Origin of the sequence: Bradyrhizobium sp. F1.13.3, assembly GCF_040548265.1 — a bacterium.
Taxonomy (GTDB): domain Bacteria; phylum Pseudomonadota; class Alphaproteobacteria; order Rhizobiales; family Xanthobacteraceae; genus Bradyrhizobium.
The window spans coordinates 100,796-115,740 of record NZ_JBEPRI010000007.1 but is presented as its reverse complement, the minus strand read 5'-3'; the positions used below and the strand labels follow the sequence as shown (position 1 = coordinate 115,740).

13 protein-coding genes are annotated in these 14,945 nt (G+C 63.7%); 9 read left to right on the top strand and 4 right to left on the bottom strand.

Translation table 11 applies throughout. The annotated features are described in order from the left end of the window. Positions 1-62 precede the first annotated feature (62 nt). Positions 63-734: a response regulator transcription factor gene (locus ABIB66_RS20230; RefSeq protein WP_354209813.1), complete on the bottom strand. Its 672-nt coding sequence runs from the start codon at positions 732-734 to the stop codon at positions 63-65. After that, complete coding sequence (locus ABIB66_RS20225) at positions 731-3,166, bottom strand: PAS domain S-box protein (RefSeq protein WP_354209812.1); 2,436 nt, start codon at positions 3,164-3,166, stop codon at positions 731-733. The genes ABIB66_RS20230 and ABIB66_RS20225 overlap by 4 nt, the downstream gene beginning before the upstream one ends. A 727-nt stretch (positions 3,167-3,893) precedes the next feature. Here ABIB66_RS20225 and ABIB66_RS20220 point away from each other — a divergent pair. From ABIB66_RS20220 to ABIB66_RS20210, 3 genes are read left to right on the top strand one after another with little or no spacing between them, the layout of a single operon-like run. Further along, entirely contained in the window at positions 3,894-4,265 is a 372-nt protein-coding gene (locus ABIB66_RS20220; RefSeq protein ID WP_275171219.1) for a hypothetical protein, read from the top strand. After that, the gene (locus ABIB66_RS20215) at positions 4,262-4,450 is read left to right on the top strand and encodes a hypothetical protein (protein WP_007590634.1); all 189 of its coding nucleotides are present in this window, start codon (positions 4,262-4,264) and stop codon (positions 4,448-4,450) included. Before ABIB66_RS20220 ends, ABIB66_RS20215 begins: the two co-directional genes overlap by 4 nt. A 57-nt stretch (positions 4,451-4,507) precedes the next feature. Beyond that, positions 4,508-4,807, top strand: coding sequence for a hypothetical protein (locus ABIB66_RS20210; protein ID WP_354209811.1), 300 nt, complete (start codon positions 4,508-4,510; stop codon positions 4,805-4,807). Between the two features lie 92 nt (positions 4,808-4,899). Here ABIB66_RS20210 and ABIB66_RS20205 read toward each other — a convergent pair whose 3' ends face one another. Next, positions 4,900-7,089, bottom strand: coding sequence for a lytic transglycosylase domain-containing protein (locus ABIB66_RS20205; protein WP_354209810.1), 2,190 nt, complete (start codon positions 7,087-7,089; stop codon positions 4,900-4,902). A 322-nt stretch (positions 7,090-7,411) separates the two neighbouring features. Between ABIB66_RS20205 and ABIB66_RS20200 the strand changes: the two genes are divergently transcribed. The 6 genes from ABIB66_RS20200 to ABIB66_RS20175 all read left to right on the top strand — a co-directional run bounded on the left by ABIB66_RS20200 (position 7,412) and on the right by ABIB66_RS20175 (position 14,105). Then, the gene (locus ABIB66_RS20200; protein ID WP_354209809.1) at positions 7,412-9,148 is read left to right on the top strand and encodes an adenylate/guanylate cyclase domain-containing protein; all 1,737 of its coding nucleotides are present in this window, start codon (positions 7,412-7,414) and stop codon (positions 9,146-9,148) included. Positions 9,149-9,253: 105 nt separating this feature from the next. Next, positions 9,254-9,430: a hypothetical protein gene (locus tag ABIB66_RS20195; protein WP_007590638.1), complete on the top strand. Its 177-nt coding sequence runs from the start codon at positions 9,254-9,256 to the stop codon at positions 9,428-9,430. A 170-nt stretch (positions 9,431-9,600) separates the two neighbouring features. Next, a complete protein-coding gene (locus ABIB66_RS20190; protein WP_354209807.1) occupies positions 9,601-9,792 on the top strand; it encodes a hypothetical protein in 192 nt (63 codons plus the stop codon). Between the two features lie 111 nt (positions 9,793-9,903). Continuing rightward, a complete protein-coding gene (locus ABIB66_RS20185; protein WP_275171214.1) occupies positions 9,904-10,161 on the top strand; it encodes a hypothetical protein in 258 nt (85 codons plus the stop codon). Between the two features lie 1,411 nt (positions 10,162-11,572). After that, positions 11,573-13,297 (top strand): dihydroxy-acid dehydratase, encoded by a 1,725-nt coding sequence (ilvD, locus tag ABIB66_RS20180; RefSeq protein ID WP_275171213.1) that lies wholly within the window; start codon positions 11,573-11,575, stop codon positions 13,295-13,297. Beyond that, positions 13,284-14,105, top strand: a complete 822-nt coding sequence (locus ABIB66_RS20175; protein ID WP_354210098.1) for a tetratricopeptide repeat protein — start codon at positions 13,284-13,286, stop codon at positions 14,103-14,105. The genes ilvD and ABIB66_RS20175 overlap by 14 nt, the downstream gene beginning before the upstream one ends. 15 nt (positions 14,106-14,120) lie before the next feature. Here ABIB66_RS20175 and xth read toward each other — a convergent pair whose 3' ends face one another. After that, positions 14,121-14,918 carry an exodeoxyribonuclease III gene (gene xth, locus ABIB66_RS20170; protein WP_354210097.1) on the bottom strand — a complete coding sequence of 266 codons (798 nt, stop codon included), beginning with the start codon at positions 14,916-14,918 and terminating at the stop codon, positions 14,121-14,123. Positions 14,919-14,945 lie beyond the last annotated feature (27 nt).

Sequence of the window (14,945 nt, the reverse complement as noted above, 5' to 3'; positions counted from 1 at the left end):
CCGCCGATCACGGTGCCGCACTTGGCGAAAGTGAGCCCTTGGAGCGAGCTTGAAAAGCATACTTAGGTTTGCACCTTTCCGCCCGGGCGTGAGATTCCGAGCGCCTCCACCATTCTGACGAGATCGGCCAACGACTTGGCGCCCATTTTCCGCATGATCTGCCCACGATAGATCTTGACGGTAATCTCGGCCAATCCAAGCTCGGCAGCGACCTGCTTGTTCATCAGGCCGGATGCCACCAGAGTGAGGATGTCGCGCTGGCGCGCGCTCAAAACCTCGAAGCGGGACCGCACTCCCGCGACCGACTCCTCTGCATTGCGTCGCTTGCGATCCCGTTCGATCGCGGCCCGGACCGCATCCAGCATGTCCTGGTCGCGCACCGGCTTGGTCAGAAAATCGATCGCGCCGCTCTTCATGGCCCTGACGGTCATCGGAATATCACCATGACCGGTGATGAAGATAATGGGCGTGTGAATGTTCGCCTTCGCTAGGTCCGACTGCAGGTCAAAGCCGCTTGAGCCCGGCAGGCGGATGTCGAGCACAAGGCAGCTGGGGACCGCTGGTGGCTTGGCTTCCATGATCTCCGCCGCGGAGCCGAAAGCCTCGACCTTGAGACCGACGGATTGAAAGAGGTTGGTGAGCGCACGGCGCATCGATGGATCGTCGTCGACGATCAAGACGATCGGATCGTCGGAACTCGTCTGCACCGTCGCCGCCTTGGGAATGTCGGTCACGACGTGTCCTCGATCGGCAACGGCAGGGCAATCTGGAATGTTGCTCCGCTTCCGTCATTGGGGAGGGCCGAGAGCCGGCCCGCATGAGCCTCGATGATCGATCGGCAGATCGACAGTCCCATCCCCAGCCCGCTCGGCTTTGTCGTGAAGAACGGTGTGAAGATGCGCTCCGTCGCGCTGTTGCCAAGGCCGACCCCGCGATCTGTCACGGTCAAGAGCATGCGACCTTCGCCGTGCTCGCTCACCTGGCTGGAGCGGATCGCAAGCTCGCGCGGGCGTTCCGCATTGGCGTGCATGGCTTCAATCCCGTTCATGACCAGGTTGATCAGCACCTGCTGGAGCTGGATCCGGTCGCCGCAGACTCTGGGCAGAGCGGACGCCAGCTCCATTCGCACCGACACGGCATGGGTGGCAAGCTCGCGCCGGACGAGCGCCACGGTCTCCCTGACGAGCTGGTTCATGTCGACCGGAGCCATCTCGATCTCGGTCTTTTTCGCAAGCGCTCTGATCCGGCGGATCACCTCGCTGGCGCGATTGGCGTCCTCGACGATCCATTCCACGGAACGGCGCGCGGCATTCAGGTCGGCCGGTTCGCGATCGAGCCATCCGATGCAGGCATCCGCATTGGAGATCACGGCGGCCAAGGGCTGATTGATCTCGTGGGCGATCGAGGCCGTAAGTTCGCCGAGCATCGTGACGCGCGTAACGTGAGCAAGCTCGGCTTGCGCCTTGCGCAGTGCTTCCTCGGCCTGCTCGGCGCGGATGGCCGCCGTCACGTCGCTGCTGACGCCACGATAGCCGAGAAAGTTGCCGTTCGCGTCGTGCAAGGGCTTGCCGCTGGTGCGCACGTAGATCGGAGATCCGTTGCGATCCTTGCTTCGGTAGACCAGGTCGCGAAACGGAAGGTGGGCATCGAGCGTGGCGCGATGCCGCTCCCACTTCTCTGGCTCGAGCTCGGCGTCGGGCGGAATGTCCCAACGGGCGAGGCCGATCACGCCCGTGGGCACGGGACCGGCCGTGTCGGCATGTTCCGAAATCCGTGTGATACGGTGGTCCGGCCCGCTCTCCCAAAACCAGTCCGAGGCGGTTTCGGCATAGTCGCGAAATCGCTGCTCGGACAGCTTGAGCTCGTCAAAGGCTTTTTGCAGCGCTTGTCTTGCGGCAAACTGCTCAGTGACATCGACGTGGGTGCCGATGATCTCCGTCACATCGCCGTCGCCGCCGACGACGGGATGCCCCTCCGTATGGACGTGTCGTACCGAACCGTCCGGACGCACAATCCGAAAATCAACTTCGAAAGGCTGCTTTTGCCGGATTGCCTGACGTTCCACGTCGACGATCCGCTTAAAGTCTTCGGCGAGGATCCGTTGTTGGAAAGCCTGCGCCGACAGATCAATCTGGTCCGGGTTAAATCCGAACAGGCGATAGAGTTCGGCCGATCGGTAAGCGAATTCCTGACGGCGCACGTCCCAGGCCCAGCTGCTCGTGTGGCTGAGGCGCTGGGCTTCGGTCAGATAGGCTTCGCTGCGACGCAGTCGCTGTTCGGTTTCCTTTGCCGTAGTGACGTCAGTGACCGCTCCGACAAACTCGATGTGGCCGGATCCATGTCTCACCGCGCGTGCCACGGAATGGAGATATTTGATCGATCCATCGGGCATCAGCAGGCGATATTCATGGTCGAAATCGCCGACGTCACGGAAGGCCCGATCAAGGGTCTTGCTGACCGCATTGCGATCTTCCGGATGGATGCGCTGGAAAACAAAATCGAGCGTCGGTTTGACCTGCGGGTCACGCTGGAAGATGCGAAAAGTCTCCCTGGACCAGACGGCCTCGCGGGTTGCCAGGCTCAGGCCGAAGCTGCCGGTGCGGCTCAACTCCTGCGCTTGGGCAAGGTAGGCCTCGCTCTGCCGCAGCGCATCCTCCGCCTCCTTGCGTTGGGTGATGTTTTCGCAGGCGACCAGCACGATCGGCGTGCCGTCGCCGCGCCGCATGGCCTTGGCGTTCTCACGGACCCAGAGAACCGAGCCGTCCTTCCGGATCTTGCGAATCTCCCAGGTGTGCGACTGGTCCACGGTTTCCAGGCACAGCCCGACACAGCGACGAACGAAATCGCGGTCCTCTTCGAAAAAGACGTTCAGCACAGATTGGCCGGTCAACTCGGCCGCCGTGTAGCCCAGTTGCGCGGCGCCAAATGTATTCACGTTGAGCACCGTTCCGGCCGGATCGACCATGAAATACATGACCGGATTGTGCTCGAACACTTGTCGCCATTGCTTCACGGCGTCGCGCAGGTCGGCATTGTCCTGCCGCCAGCCTTCTCCAGTCGCGGGCTCGTCTTTCGCCGCATTGCCGAGAGATCGAAGCGCCGCAAGGCCGCCGAGCAGGAATTGCGCGGCCGAATTCCCTAGTTTTGCGATCTGGCCAGGCATCATCGCAAGCGTCCCGGCCCGCGTGGGGCAGGGGCGAGTAGAGCACTTTGCGACAGCAGGGGCAATTCCCTGATCAAAGCAGGATTCCGCATCGAAAGTTCGCGGGCTCCGTGCAGCTTGCCAGCGTTGCGCCGTCTCGTTGCGAGCGGACGAAACTCCGGTAAATCACCGGACAAACCTATGTATAGGTCGCGCAATCCTAGTCATACGCTGCATTTACCTCCGTACAATTGAGCGGCCCGTCACATGGGGACTAGTCTCACCGGCAATCCAGTGGTGTCGATCGCGACGCATGAACAGTCGAGTAGCGCGGCGTCGTGCACTCAAGAGGCCAGCTTGCCGATGATGTGGCTGGTCACGATTGAGAAGCCGCATTTCGTCGACGAACGTGATGATTGTGCATCAGCGCCCGTGGGGATCCTCGACCGCCAGAGGCGCCCATCAGAGGCCAGGAGGAGAGGTCATGTGCGATAAGCCCGAACACTCCGAGCGCCCTTCCGCCGCAAAAAGCTGCGCCGTCTGCAGCGGGAAGTTCGGCCTGATCCGGTATTATTCCTGGCGAGCGCCGCTTTGCTCCCGGAAATGTCTCGATCGCTTCAGGGCGCGCCGCGAACGCGATCGCCGATGGCTGTTTCGGTCCCAGGCGGCGTAAGCACCAGTCACCGGATCCGCTGCGTTCGGCAATTCTGTATCGGGAGGCTGCGCGTTGAACCGTAGTTGCAAGCTCCTCTTGGCGATCACGCTGCCGCTTTCGTTGATGACGGGAGCGGAGGCGGACGAGGCCGGACAGGATGGCGCACATCGTCGTCATCCGCCTCGGGATCTGCTGCTGCACGAGCAGTTCTATTCGAGTTGGCACATGCCGGACAATCCGGTGCTGACTTGCTGCAACAACGCCGACTGCTACCCGACCGAGATACGGCGAGTCGAGGGGAGCATCTACGCGCTGCGCCGGGAAGACGGGAAATACATCCTCATTCCGCCTCAGAAGGTCGAGCGAAACAGGGATAATCCCGACGGCCGCAACCATCTTTGCGCGCCGCCGCCGTCCGCCTCTCTCGTCGACACAGTCTACTGCTTTGCGCTCGGAGGTGCCACATGAGGTTCATATTGGTGAACGGCAGGACCCCTTTCCGCAAAACGTTCTGCCTCTGGTGCTGCGAGGAGATCAGCGGCGGCTATCTGCGCGATGCGAAGACGCTGCTGCCCTACTGCGGCTACGAGTGTTACGCGCTTCATGGCGAAGCTGCGCCGCTGATCGAGGGGCGCACACGAGCGGCGTCTTGAGCGGAGAGGAGAGCGAAACGGGCGGTGGATCTGCCGTCCGGGTGAGAGGACATCGCGATGAGATTCATGCTCGTCAATCAGGAAGGGCCTCGCCACGGCGGTACCTGCAGCGCGTGCGCGCAGCCGCTGGGCGCGAGTTACGTCCGCCATGTGCCCGCTGAGCGGCGGTACTGCGACTATGATTGCTACCGTCGATATCAGCAGACAACGGCGGAAATGCTCTGGCCTTACCGCAGTTCGCTCGAAGCGATCACGGTGTCGAGCTGGAACTGGATACTGCAGACGGGCGCGCTCTCGCGCTCGCTGACGGAAGCATTTCTGCGCGCGTACGAACCCTCTGACCACGGAAGGAGGTGACGGCTCGCCAAACGATGCGGACCCCGCGCAGAGAGGTCGGTCGCAGTCACTGCATCCAGCTTCACGCCGCGTCCAGCCCCGGCGTCGCGAAGCTAGGGCGCGGCGGCTGCGGCCGATGCCGTCGGCATCGCGCCCACGTTCGGCGTCGTAACGCGCTGTTCGGACTTCGCCGCGACGACGCTGCTGGCCTCAAACCTCGCACGATAGACCAACACGTTCTCGATCACGCGCTGGACGTAGTTGCGCGTCTCCGACAGCGGGATGCGCTCGACCCAGTCGACCGGATCGACCTTGGGATCCCTGGGGTCGCCGCGCGCCTGCACCCATTCGCGCACGCGGCCCCGGCCGGCATTGTAGCCGGCGAAGGTCATGATCTGGTTGCCGCGGTATTCCGACATCAGCGCGCTGAGCTCGGCCGCGCCCATCTGCGTGTTGTAGACGGGATCGGAGACCATCTTGTCCCAGTCGTAGGTCAGGCCGAAGCGCTTTGCGGTGTCGCGGCCCGCTTCCGGGGTCACCTGCATCAACCCGACTGCGTTGGCGGCCGATTTGTCGCGCTGGTCGAACGAGCTTTCGGTGCGCGCCACCGAATAGATCACGCTGGGCTCGATCGCCGGCGCGACCTGCTTATGTTCAGGGATGCCGATGGTCGGGAAGGCGTAGTGATCGAGCGCGAGCCCGCGCGCCAGCGCCGACTTGCCGACCTCCAGCATCACGCGCGCATCGTTGCGCCGGCCGGCGAGCTCGCCGAGCGCTTCGAGTGCCGCCACGTCGGTACTCTCCCTGGCGAAATCCTCGGCGTAGTAAAACACCATGTCGCGCTCACCGACGCCGTACAGCATGTCGGCGGCACGTACGCGCTCGTCCGTGGGCAGCGTATCGACTGCTGCCAGCACGGGCGAGGGCGCGCGCAGCTCGATGCGGTCGAGACCGAGCCTGGCGCGGGCGAGCTGGCCGTAATAGGCGGTCGGATAGCGCGCCGCGGCCTGATAGCTCAGGCGCGCATCGGCGGTTGCGTTCATCGCCTCGGCCGTGCGGCCGCGCCAATAATGCGCGCGCGACAGCGCGATCGGGTTGGCCGAGCCTTCGTCGATCGCGGCGAAGTGCGTCATCGCCGCCTTGGGATCCTGGAGATAGCGCAGCGCGATCCAGCCGCACATGAAGTGATAGTCGACGCGATAGACTTCCATCGCGGGCACGGCCGCCGAGCGCACCAAATCATAGGCGGTTTTGAACTTGCCCTGGTCGAGCAGCTTTCGGGCGAGCAGGCGGCGCTCGCGCCACCAGGCGTCGGTGTCTTGCGCCGCCATCATATCGGGTGCGGCGGCCAGGATCACCTCGGCAGCGTCGTCGATGCGGTCATTCTGGAGATGCCATTGCGCGCGGCACAGCACATAGCCGAGGTCGCGGCGCGCCTCGGCTGAGACGTCCTCGAGATAATCCTTGGCCTTGCTGGCCTTGCCGGTGACGGCGGCGCAGGCCTTGACGATCGCGAGCGCATCCTCGCCGAGCCGCTTGGCTGCGCGCCGCGCCCCCGAATAGTCCTTGGCGCCGAGACGCTTGTCCATGCGGGCGCGATGATCCTCGGCGGTCAGGAGATCGCGGAACGCTTCGTAGGAATCTTCCTCGCTGCGCTCGGACAATTCGTCCGTGCGCCAGGCCTCGCGCACCAGACGCGCGGCCCTGTCGCTGTCGCCCTCAGTCATCAGCACGCGGGCGAGCGCGAACTTGCCCTTGGCGCTGGTCGGCCGGTCCATCGTGAATTTGTGCACGGTCGCCGCGTCGGCTTTCTCCTGCCACAGCCGCGCCTCGGCCCGGCGGCGGAGCAGCGCGCTGCTCGGCCAGTCCGGATTGGCGGCGAGGAAGGCGGCGTAGCGCTTGAAATTCGCCGTGCTCTCGGAATGGCGCAGCATGAACCAGTCGGCGAGTTTCTGTCCGGCTGGGTCGGCAATGCGGTCGCGCGCCGCACTTGCGTCTTCGGTCTTGCCCTTCCGCGCAAGATCAATGGCATCCTTCAGCGCGGCGAGGTCGCCGGTCAGCGGCGGGGCCGCCGGCTTGTCCGATGGCGCGTCGTCCTGCTTCTTCGACTTGCGCTTGGCCTCGGCATGCTTGCCGTGCCGCGCTTTGCCGGTGGAGGCGTGGCGCTGCTTGCCGGCTTTCGCCTCATGCGTCTTCTTCGGCGCGGATGATTTGTGACTGCTCTTCGCTGCCAGCTCGGTAGGGATGAAGGCCAAGGCGGCCACGGCAACGACACACGCGAGCGAGCGTAGGCACTGGTTCATTCCGTGGTCCCCCTGCGAAACCAGTACAAACCAAAGTCCGCGACGACATGCGGCTCGAGAATCAAAACGGCGTCAAAAACGGTGACACGACGTCGTTTCGCATCCTCAAGCTGTTCCAACAATGCGGCGAAATACGGATGGAGCGAGGGAACTTGTGCAACGGCGGATAGAGAAGGCTCTTAACCTCTGTTAACCATTCTGGCTCGCGCGGTGGTTGCGGGCGGCTCCTTGGCGCCACAGCGGCCTGATTGTGCGTGTTCCCTGGTCCAAATACGGTGTATTGGGGTCCATAGCCATTCCTGCAGCCCATTGCCTCACACCCATGCCCCTTTTCAATCAGTCGATCCGGCGCAAAATCGTCGGCATCGCCCTCGGATTGATCGTCCTGATGCTGGTCACCTCGATCCTGTCGATGGTGATGTCGAGCCAGGTCGGCGTCCTCCTGGACGAGCTGACCAACCGTTACATCCCGGCGTACAGCCATCTCGCCCGCGCCAATATCCGCTCGCTGGAGCGGGCGCTGGCGCTGCGGCGAATGGTCATGACCAGGATGGGATCGGCGTCGGACGAGGAGGCCTACGCGGCGCGGCTTCGCGACTTCGAAGCATTGGACCGCAAGTTCGAGGAGGAGGCCGAGACCGCGCGCAAGCTCATCAACGCCATCATCGACGACCCCAGGACCTCTTCCGACAACGCCGCGCTGGCACGGCTCGACGTTCGTATCGAGAGCGCTGTCACCGAGCTGCGGCGCAATCTGGACGAGGGCAATACGAAACTGCTCAAGCAGATCGAGGCCAAGGACATGGCCGAGGCCCGCGGCACGCTGGAACAGCTCGACTCGATGCGCGATGCGTTCAACGGGAAGGTCGACGCGATCCGCGGCGACATGCTGACGCAGGTCTTCTTCTCGACGTCGCAGGTGATCAGTCGGCAATACCAGGCGATTATCGTGTCGGGAGTCGTGACCTTGCTGGCAGCGGTGCTCGGATTTGCCTTTGCGCTCCTGGTGTCCAGCGGCATTACGCGCCCGGTGCGGCTGCTGCTCGCCGGCACCCGCGAGGTCGAGGCCGGCCGCTTCGACAAGACCATCACCGTCTCCACCCAGGACGAGATCGGCGAGCTGGCCGCAGCCTTCAACCGCATGACCGAACAGCTCAGGCATAACGAGCGCATCCGCGAGACCTTTGGCCGCTACATCGATCCCAAGGTCGTGCAGGGCCTGATCGACCGGCCGGAGGTCGCCATCGACGGCCAGCGCCGGGTCATGACCATCATGTTCTGCGACATGAGCGGCTTCACCGCGATGAGCGAGGGCATGACCCCGCGCGGCCTGGTCAGGGTGATGAACCACTATTTCACGATGATGTCCGGTCCGATCAGGAGCAACCGCGGCATCATCGACAAATATATCGGCGACGCCATCATGGCCTATTGGGGCCCGCCCTTCATCGAGGAGGACGAGCCGGCGTTGCTCGCAGGCCTTGCCGCCATCGACATGGCTGATCAGGTGCCCGCGCTGCAGAAGCAATTGCCGGATCTGCTCGGCATCCGCGCCATGCCGGCATTGTGCGATTTGCGGATTGGCATCGCGACCGGCGAGGTCCTGACCGGCAGCATCGGCTCCGAGCTGATGATGAGCTTCACCGTGATGGGCGATGCCGTGAACCTCGCCTCGCGGCTGGAGGCCGTCAACAAGACCTATGGCACGCGTATCCTCATCTCGCAGGCAACGGCGGATGCGATCGGCTCGCAGCTCGAATTGCGCGAGGTCGACCGTCTTGCGGTCGCCGGCCAGAGCGCGCCGCAAACGATCTTCGAGGTGATGGGCCGGGCAGGCGCGCTCACTGCCGCACATAAGAGCCTGCGTTCGCACTACGCCGAGGGCCTCGCCGCCTATCGCGCCCGTCGCTTCGACGAGGCCCGTGCCGCTTTCAACGCAGCACTCGAAGCCGTCCCCGGCGACGGCCCCTCGCGCGCGCTGCTCGCGCGCATTGCGCAGTTCGAGGCCAATCCGCCGGGCGAGGGCTGGGACGGCGCGTGGCGGCTTGAGCAGAAATAGCCAGCTCCGCGGGAAAAATTGATTCTACTTGATAACGATGTTCGCCGTGACCTATTTCCCGGGCTTAGGTTTGGTGTCCTTGAGGCGTTTGATGGGGACACGCCGATGACAGAACTTGAGAACAGGCTCGAACGCTTCGAGACGCTCACCGCCGAATGCGAGCTGATCGCCAGGCTTGCCACCGACAGCACCAAGCGCGAGTTTTATCTGAAGCTATCGGAGCAGTACCGCCAATTGGCGGTGGACATGCGGCAGGCCATCGCGAGCAAAGCTGCGGCCTGACGCCGGCAATCCGTTCTTAACACTTGGCGCGCATCCTCAATGCAGATGCGGGGGACGCTTACTGTGCTTCTCCGCTGAGGGAATGCCGTTGCACGTTGCGGTGCAGCGCGCCTCGCGAGATTGTTTTGTCGTGCCTCACAGGGCGATCCCATGCGCGCCTTGCGGTCATCATGTTTGGACTCATGACGGCAGCCTGCAACCAGGAGCAGGACATCACCGGCTCGACCCCGGTCTACGCGATGCGGAACTACACGTCCTTCAATCCCCGCGACATGAACCAGTGCGTCGCTGCCTGCAAGGCGTGCGACCACGGCAACACCGTCACCTGCAGCACGTCGTGCACGCTCAAGGGCGCCCACTGAGCCGCTCCGCCCCCCAATTTGGGGCCGACGGTGCCTTGACGGTGTTTTGGCACCGGAACGATTCACATGGATTAATCATTGAAGGGATGGCAGGACGCGGAGTCCTTTGGAATGGGTATGCTCGATCCCGGTCGGTTCCTGGTGTCATGCTCGCATTGCGCGGCCTGGCCGATGGCGGCCAATGTGAAACGTTCGAGCTGGTCGGCTTCGCCAAACGAGGTCCGCTTCGTGTGCCCGCGCTGCCGCCGCGAGGAGACCGCGATCATCTCCGCCTCCGGCGAGCTGACGCCGATCCGGCGCGTCGACGTCCCGCCGCGGGACGTCACCACGGCCTGGGCTCAGGCCCAGCGCGCAAGAGGGCGAGCGTAGCCCGCCCGTTCAAGGACAAGAGGGTGAGGCGCTGAGGTCGAGTCAAGGCGATGATGGAACCCAGCGCCGCAACGCGACTGCCGTCCAGACCGTTTCCGACGAACCCAAACGGCCAGGCGCCACGAAGCTGTCACGGTTGACCGTCGGGCAAAACATCTGACCAATCCTCGACACGTCAGTGTCAATGCGCATCTGCAAAAATATTCCGCTTTACCGAAATTCGGAAACGGCGTATGTGTCGCTCATCCCGGCTCATCCTTGAGGGGCGATCTTGTGGTCGTCACGTTCGCGAGCCGGGCTTGCGGTGGACGCGGCAGCGTTCGGGTGCGAGAGGTGTGGGCAGGGCGGATTGCTCTCCGTGAGCCCAAGGCTTCGTTCCGACGAGCGGCGCTGCTAGGTTTCGTCTCGTCTGTAAGTTTCCGGCTCCGTCGACAGGGCCGGGAAAACTGCGGCGAAATGGCGGGCCGTGCGTACGGCAAAACCGTGTGGTCCTGGCCGTCGTTGCTACGGTCAAGCCCTGGCGAATGCGGCATCTGCGTCAACCGGCGCGGTGTCGGTGAATTTCGCGAGGACGAGGGAGGCCAAAAGGAACTCGGCTCCCGGAGAGCACGGCATAAGCCGTCCAACCATCGCGCAGGGAAGGCCGAGTGATTGGCTACACCTGTATGCTGCTGTGTGTGCGGTTTTCCTGCGTGTGCTTTTCGCGCAGCGGACCGCGGGTGCCAGCCGGCACCCGGCCTTCCCTGCGCCCTCTTGGATAAGAGGGTGGAGGAGTGACCAGGCAAAGCTCGGGCGAAACGCGCCGCGAGGACGCGAAGCCGTGTCTGCAATTCAAAATGCGAGATGGAAGAGCGATGCGGCTACCCCTTGCTCCGTCATTGCGAGCGCAGCGAAGCAATCCAGTCTGTCGCCGCGGAAAGATTCTGGATTGCTTCGCTGCGACGATGTGGAGAGAGTGTGCGCCACACTCGCTCTCGTGCCGCCGACGCGCGCAGCAACGTCAAGCGCCCTTAGCGCATGTGGGAGACGCAGTGGGCGATGCTGAAGGCGCCGACTCACCTGGCGGGCCTCTTAGCGCGCCGAAATGAGGCGTCGCACGCGTACTGAAAACCTTAAGTTGTGGATTGTCCTCCCAAGAGGGGTATCACAGTAAGCGCGCTCGTGTCCTTCAGGCCACAATTGTGCCGTCCGCGCAACACCCGCCACGGATTTAACCATCATCTCTGTCCGTTCGCATCAACGCCGCTTTTTGGCCACACCCGAACATGAATAAAATCACTCTAATGTTTTAGCGGCAGTCGGTGGTCCTCGAAGGCGACGGGAAATCCCCAAGGTCGATCCAAAAGGTCGATTCAAATCTTGGCTCTGATTTTTCGGGTCTGAAAGGGTTGGCCGGGGAAACTGGTTTGCGATGGACGCGAAGACCGACATCAAGAAGAGGCTGCCGAGCCGTCACGTGACGGAAGGCCCTGCGCGCGCGCCCCATCGTTCCTACCTCTACGCCATGGGTCTGACCACCGAGCAGATCCACCAGCCCTTCGTCGGCGTCGCCTCGTGCTGGAACGAGGCCGCGCCCTGCAACATCTCCCTGATGCGCCAGGCGCAGGCGGTGAAGAAGGGCGTGGCAGCCGCCGGCGGCACGCCACGGGAATTCTGCACCATCACCGTGACCGACGGCATCGCCATGGGCCATGACGGCATGCGCTCCTCGCTGCCGTCACGCGAATGCATTGCCGATTCCGTCGAATTGACGATCCGCGGTCACGCCTATGACGCCCTCGTTGGCCTCGCCGGCTGCGACAAGTCGCTGCCGGGGATGATGATGGCGATGGTCCGCCTCAACGTGCCCTCGATCTTCATCTATGGCGGCTCGATCCTGCCCGGCAATTTCCGGGGCCAGCAGGTCACCGTGCAAGACATGTTCGAAGCCGTCGGCAAGCACTCCGTCGGCGCGATGTCCGACGAGGACCTCGACGAGATCGAGCGCGTGGCGTGCCCCTCGGCGGGTGCCTGCGGCGCGCAGTTCACCGCCAACACGATGGCGACCGTCTCCGAGGCGATCGGGCTGGCGCTGCCGTACTCGGCTGGAGCTCCGGCCCCCTATGAAATTCGTGACGCCTTCTGCATGACCGCGGGCGAGCAGGTCATGGAGTTGATCGCTCAAAACATCCGGCCGCGCGACATCGTCACCCTCAAGGCGCTGGAGAATGCCGCCGCCGTGGTCGCCGCGTCCGGTGGCTCAACTAATGCTGCACTGCACCTGCCGGCGATCGCGCACGAGTGCGGCATCAAGTTCGACTTGTTCGACGTCGCCGAAATCTTCAAAAAGACACCGTACGTCGCGGATTTGAAGCCGGGCGGCCGTTATGTCGCCAAAGACATGTTTGAAGTAGGTGGCATACCGCTTCTGATGAAGACGCTGCTCGACAACGGATTTCTCCACGGTGACTGCATGACCGTCACCGGTCGAACGATCGCCGAAAACCTCAAAAGCGTGAAGTGGAATCCGCACCAGGACGTGGTGCACCCGGCAGACAAGCCCATTACCGTCACCGGCGGTGTGGTTGGTCTGAAGGGCAATTTGGCGCCAGAAGGTGCGATCGTGAAAGTCGCGGGAATGTCCAACCTCAGGTTCACCGGTCCGGCCAGGTGCTTCGACCGTGAGGAGGATGCTTTCGAGGCCGTCCAGAAGCGCACCTACCGCGAAGGCGAAGTCATCGTGATCCGCTACGAGGGGCCCAAGGGCGGTCCCGGCATGCGGGAAATGCTCCAGACCACCGCGGCGCTGACCGGCCAGGGCATGGGCGGCAAGATCGCGCTCATCACCGACGGCCGCTTCTCCGGCGCCACCCGCGGCTTCTGCATCGGCCATGTCGGGCCGGAAGCCGCCATCGGCGGCCCGATCGGGCTGCTCGAGGACGGCGATATCATCGAGATCGACGCGGTCGCCGGTACCCTTAACGTAAAATTGAGCGACCAAGAGCTTGCCCAGCGCAAGACCAAATGGACCGCTCGCGCGACTAACCACACGACGGGCGCGCTCTGGAAATATGCTCAGCAGGTTGGACCAGCGGTCGGTGGGGCAGTGACCCATCCGGGCGGCGCGCACGAGAAACAGTGCTATGCGGACATCTAGGCGTACAATCGTTGCGTTTGTGTTGGGGGCCACCGCGCTGGCCGCGCCGGCGCTCGCCTTTGACGGCGCACCCGTCAGCCAGAAGGATGCGGCCATCCCGGTGGTCACGACCCTGCCGGGCGCAGCAGGCAAGGTGCGCAATGTACCGCCAGTCGTGCCCCAGGAAACCTCGCTCAGCGCCCTGCAATATGCCGCGGAGGGGGGCCACCCCATCGCGCAGTGGAAGCTCGGCCGCATGTACGCCAATGGCGACGGCGTCGCCCAGGACGATGTGCGCGCGTTCGAGTATTTCACCCGCATCGCCAACGCGCATGCCGAGGACAGCCCGTCCGCGCCGCAGGCGCAGATCGTCGCCAACGCCTTTGTGGCGCTCGGCCGCTATTATCTCAGCGGCATCCCGAATTCGAAGGTCAAGCCGGACCACGAGCGGGCGCGGGAAATGTTCTCCTATGCCGCGTCCTATTTCGGCAATGCGGATGCGCAATACGATCTCGCCCGCCTGTACCTGAAGACACCGGACGCTTCGCGCGAGGATTTCCGCTACGGCGCGCGCTGGCTTGGGCTCGCCGCGCAGAAGGGCCAGCACGAGGCCCAGGCGCTGCTCGGCCAGATGCTGTTCAACGGCGACCGCCTGCCGCGGCAGGCCGCGCGCGGCCTGATGTGGCTGACGCTGGCGCGGGACAGCGCAGGCAGCGACGAGACCTGGATCAAGGAAAACTACAACCGCGCCTTCGCAAAGGCCTCCGACGACGATCGCGCCATGTGCCTGCAAATGCTGGAGCAGTGGGTGCAAGGCCGCCGGGAGTGATGGGTCGGGGCGGCCTCACGCCGCCTCGAGATCGAGATCCGCCCACACCGGCACGTGGTCCGACGGCTTCTCCCAGCTGCGCACATAGCTGTCGATACCGACATTGGCGAGCCGGTCGCTGGCCTGTGGCGACAGCAGCAGATGGTCGATCCGCAGGCCGTGATTCTTCTGCCAGGCGCCGGCCTGGTAATCCCAGAAAGTGTAGAGCCCGGGCTCGTCGGTGACGGCCCGAAGCGCATCGGTCAGGCCGAGGCCGAGCAGGGACTGAAAACTCTCCCGCGTCTCGGCCTTGAACAGGGCGTCCTCGGTCCAGGCGGCGGGATTATGGACGTCCCGGGCATGCGGGATGACGTTGAAGTCGCCTGCGAGGATCAGCGGCTCCTCGGTCTTGAGGCGCTCCTTCGAATACTCAAGAAGCCGCGACATCCATTTGAGCTTGTAGGGATATTTCTCGGTCCCGACCGGATTGCCGTTGGGCAGATAGAGGCAGGCGATACGCAGCACTCCGCGCTTGAGCGTCACCACGCCTTCGAGGAAGCGGGCGTGCGCATCCTCGTCGTCGCCGGCCAGCCCCGACTTGGTCTCGTCGAACCGAAGCTTCGAGAGCAGGGCGACACCGTTGAACGTCTTCTGCCCATGAGTGACCACGTTGTAGCCGAGCGCCTCGATCTCCAGCCGCGGGAAGGCCTCGTCGACACATTTGATTTCCTGGAGGCAGACGATGTCCGGTTGGCACTCCTTCAGCCAGGTCAGCAACAGGTCGATCCGCTGCCGGACCGAGTTCACGTTCCAGGTGGCGATTCTGATGGGCATGTCGGCGGGCTCCTGGCAGGGGTCATG

Excerpts from the sequence above, each read along its gene's own strand:
- ABIB66_RS20205 (WP_354209810.1), bottom strand. The coding sequence starts at position 7,089 with ATGAACCAGTGCCTACGCTCGCTCGCGTGTGTCGTTGCCGTGGCCGCC.
- ABIB66_RS20200 (WP_354209809.1), top strand. The coding sequence starts at position 7,412 with ATGCCCCTTTTCAATCAGTCGATCCGGCGCAAAATCGTCGGCATCGCC.
- ABIB66_RS20175 (WP_354210098.1), top strand. The coding sequence starts at position 13,284 with ATGCGGACATCTAGGCGTACAATCGTTGCGTTTGTGTTGGGGGCCACC.
- ABIB66_RS20185 (WP_275171214.1), top strand. The coding sequence starts at position 9,904 with ATGGGTATGCTCGATCCCGGTCGGTTCCTGGTGTCATGCTCGCATTGC.
- ABIB66_RS20195 (WP_007590638.1), top strand. The coding sequence starts at position 9,254 with ATGACAGAACTTGAGAACAGGCTCGAACGCTTCGAGACGCTCACCGCC.
- ABIB66_RS20210 (WP_354209811.1), top strand. The coding sequence starts at position 4,508 with ATGAGATTCATGCTCGTCAATCAGGAAGGGCCTCGCCACGGCGGTACC.
- ABIB66_RS20190 (WP_354209807.1), top strand. The coding sequence starts at position 9,601 with ATGTTTGGACTCATGACGGCAGCCTGCAACCAGGAGCAGGACATCACC.
- ABIB66_RS20215 (WP_007590634.1), top strand. The coding sequence starts at position 4,262 with ATGAGGTTCATATTGGTGAACGGCAGGACCCCTTTCCGCAAAACGTTC.
- ABIB66_RS20225 (WP_354209812.1), bottom strand. The coding sequence starts at position 3,166 with ATGATGCCTGGCCAGATCGCAAAACTAGGGAATTCGGCCGCGCAATTC.
- xth (WP_354210097.1), bottom strand. The coding sequence starts at position 14,918 with ATGCCCATCAGAATCGCCACCTGGAACGTGAACTCGGTCCGGCAGCGG.
- ilvD (WP_275171213.1), top strand. The coding sequence starts at position 11,573 with ATGGACGCGAAGACCGACATCAAGAAGAGGCTGCCGAGCCGTCACGTG.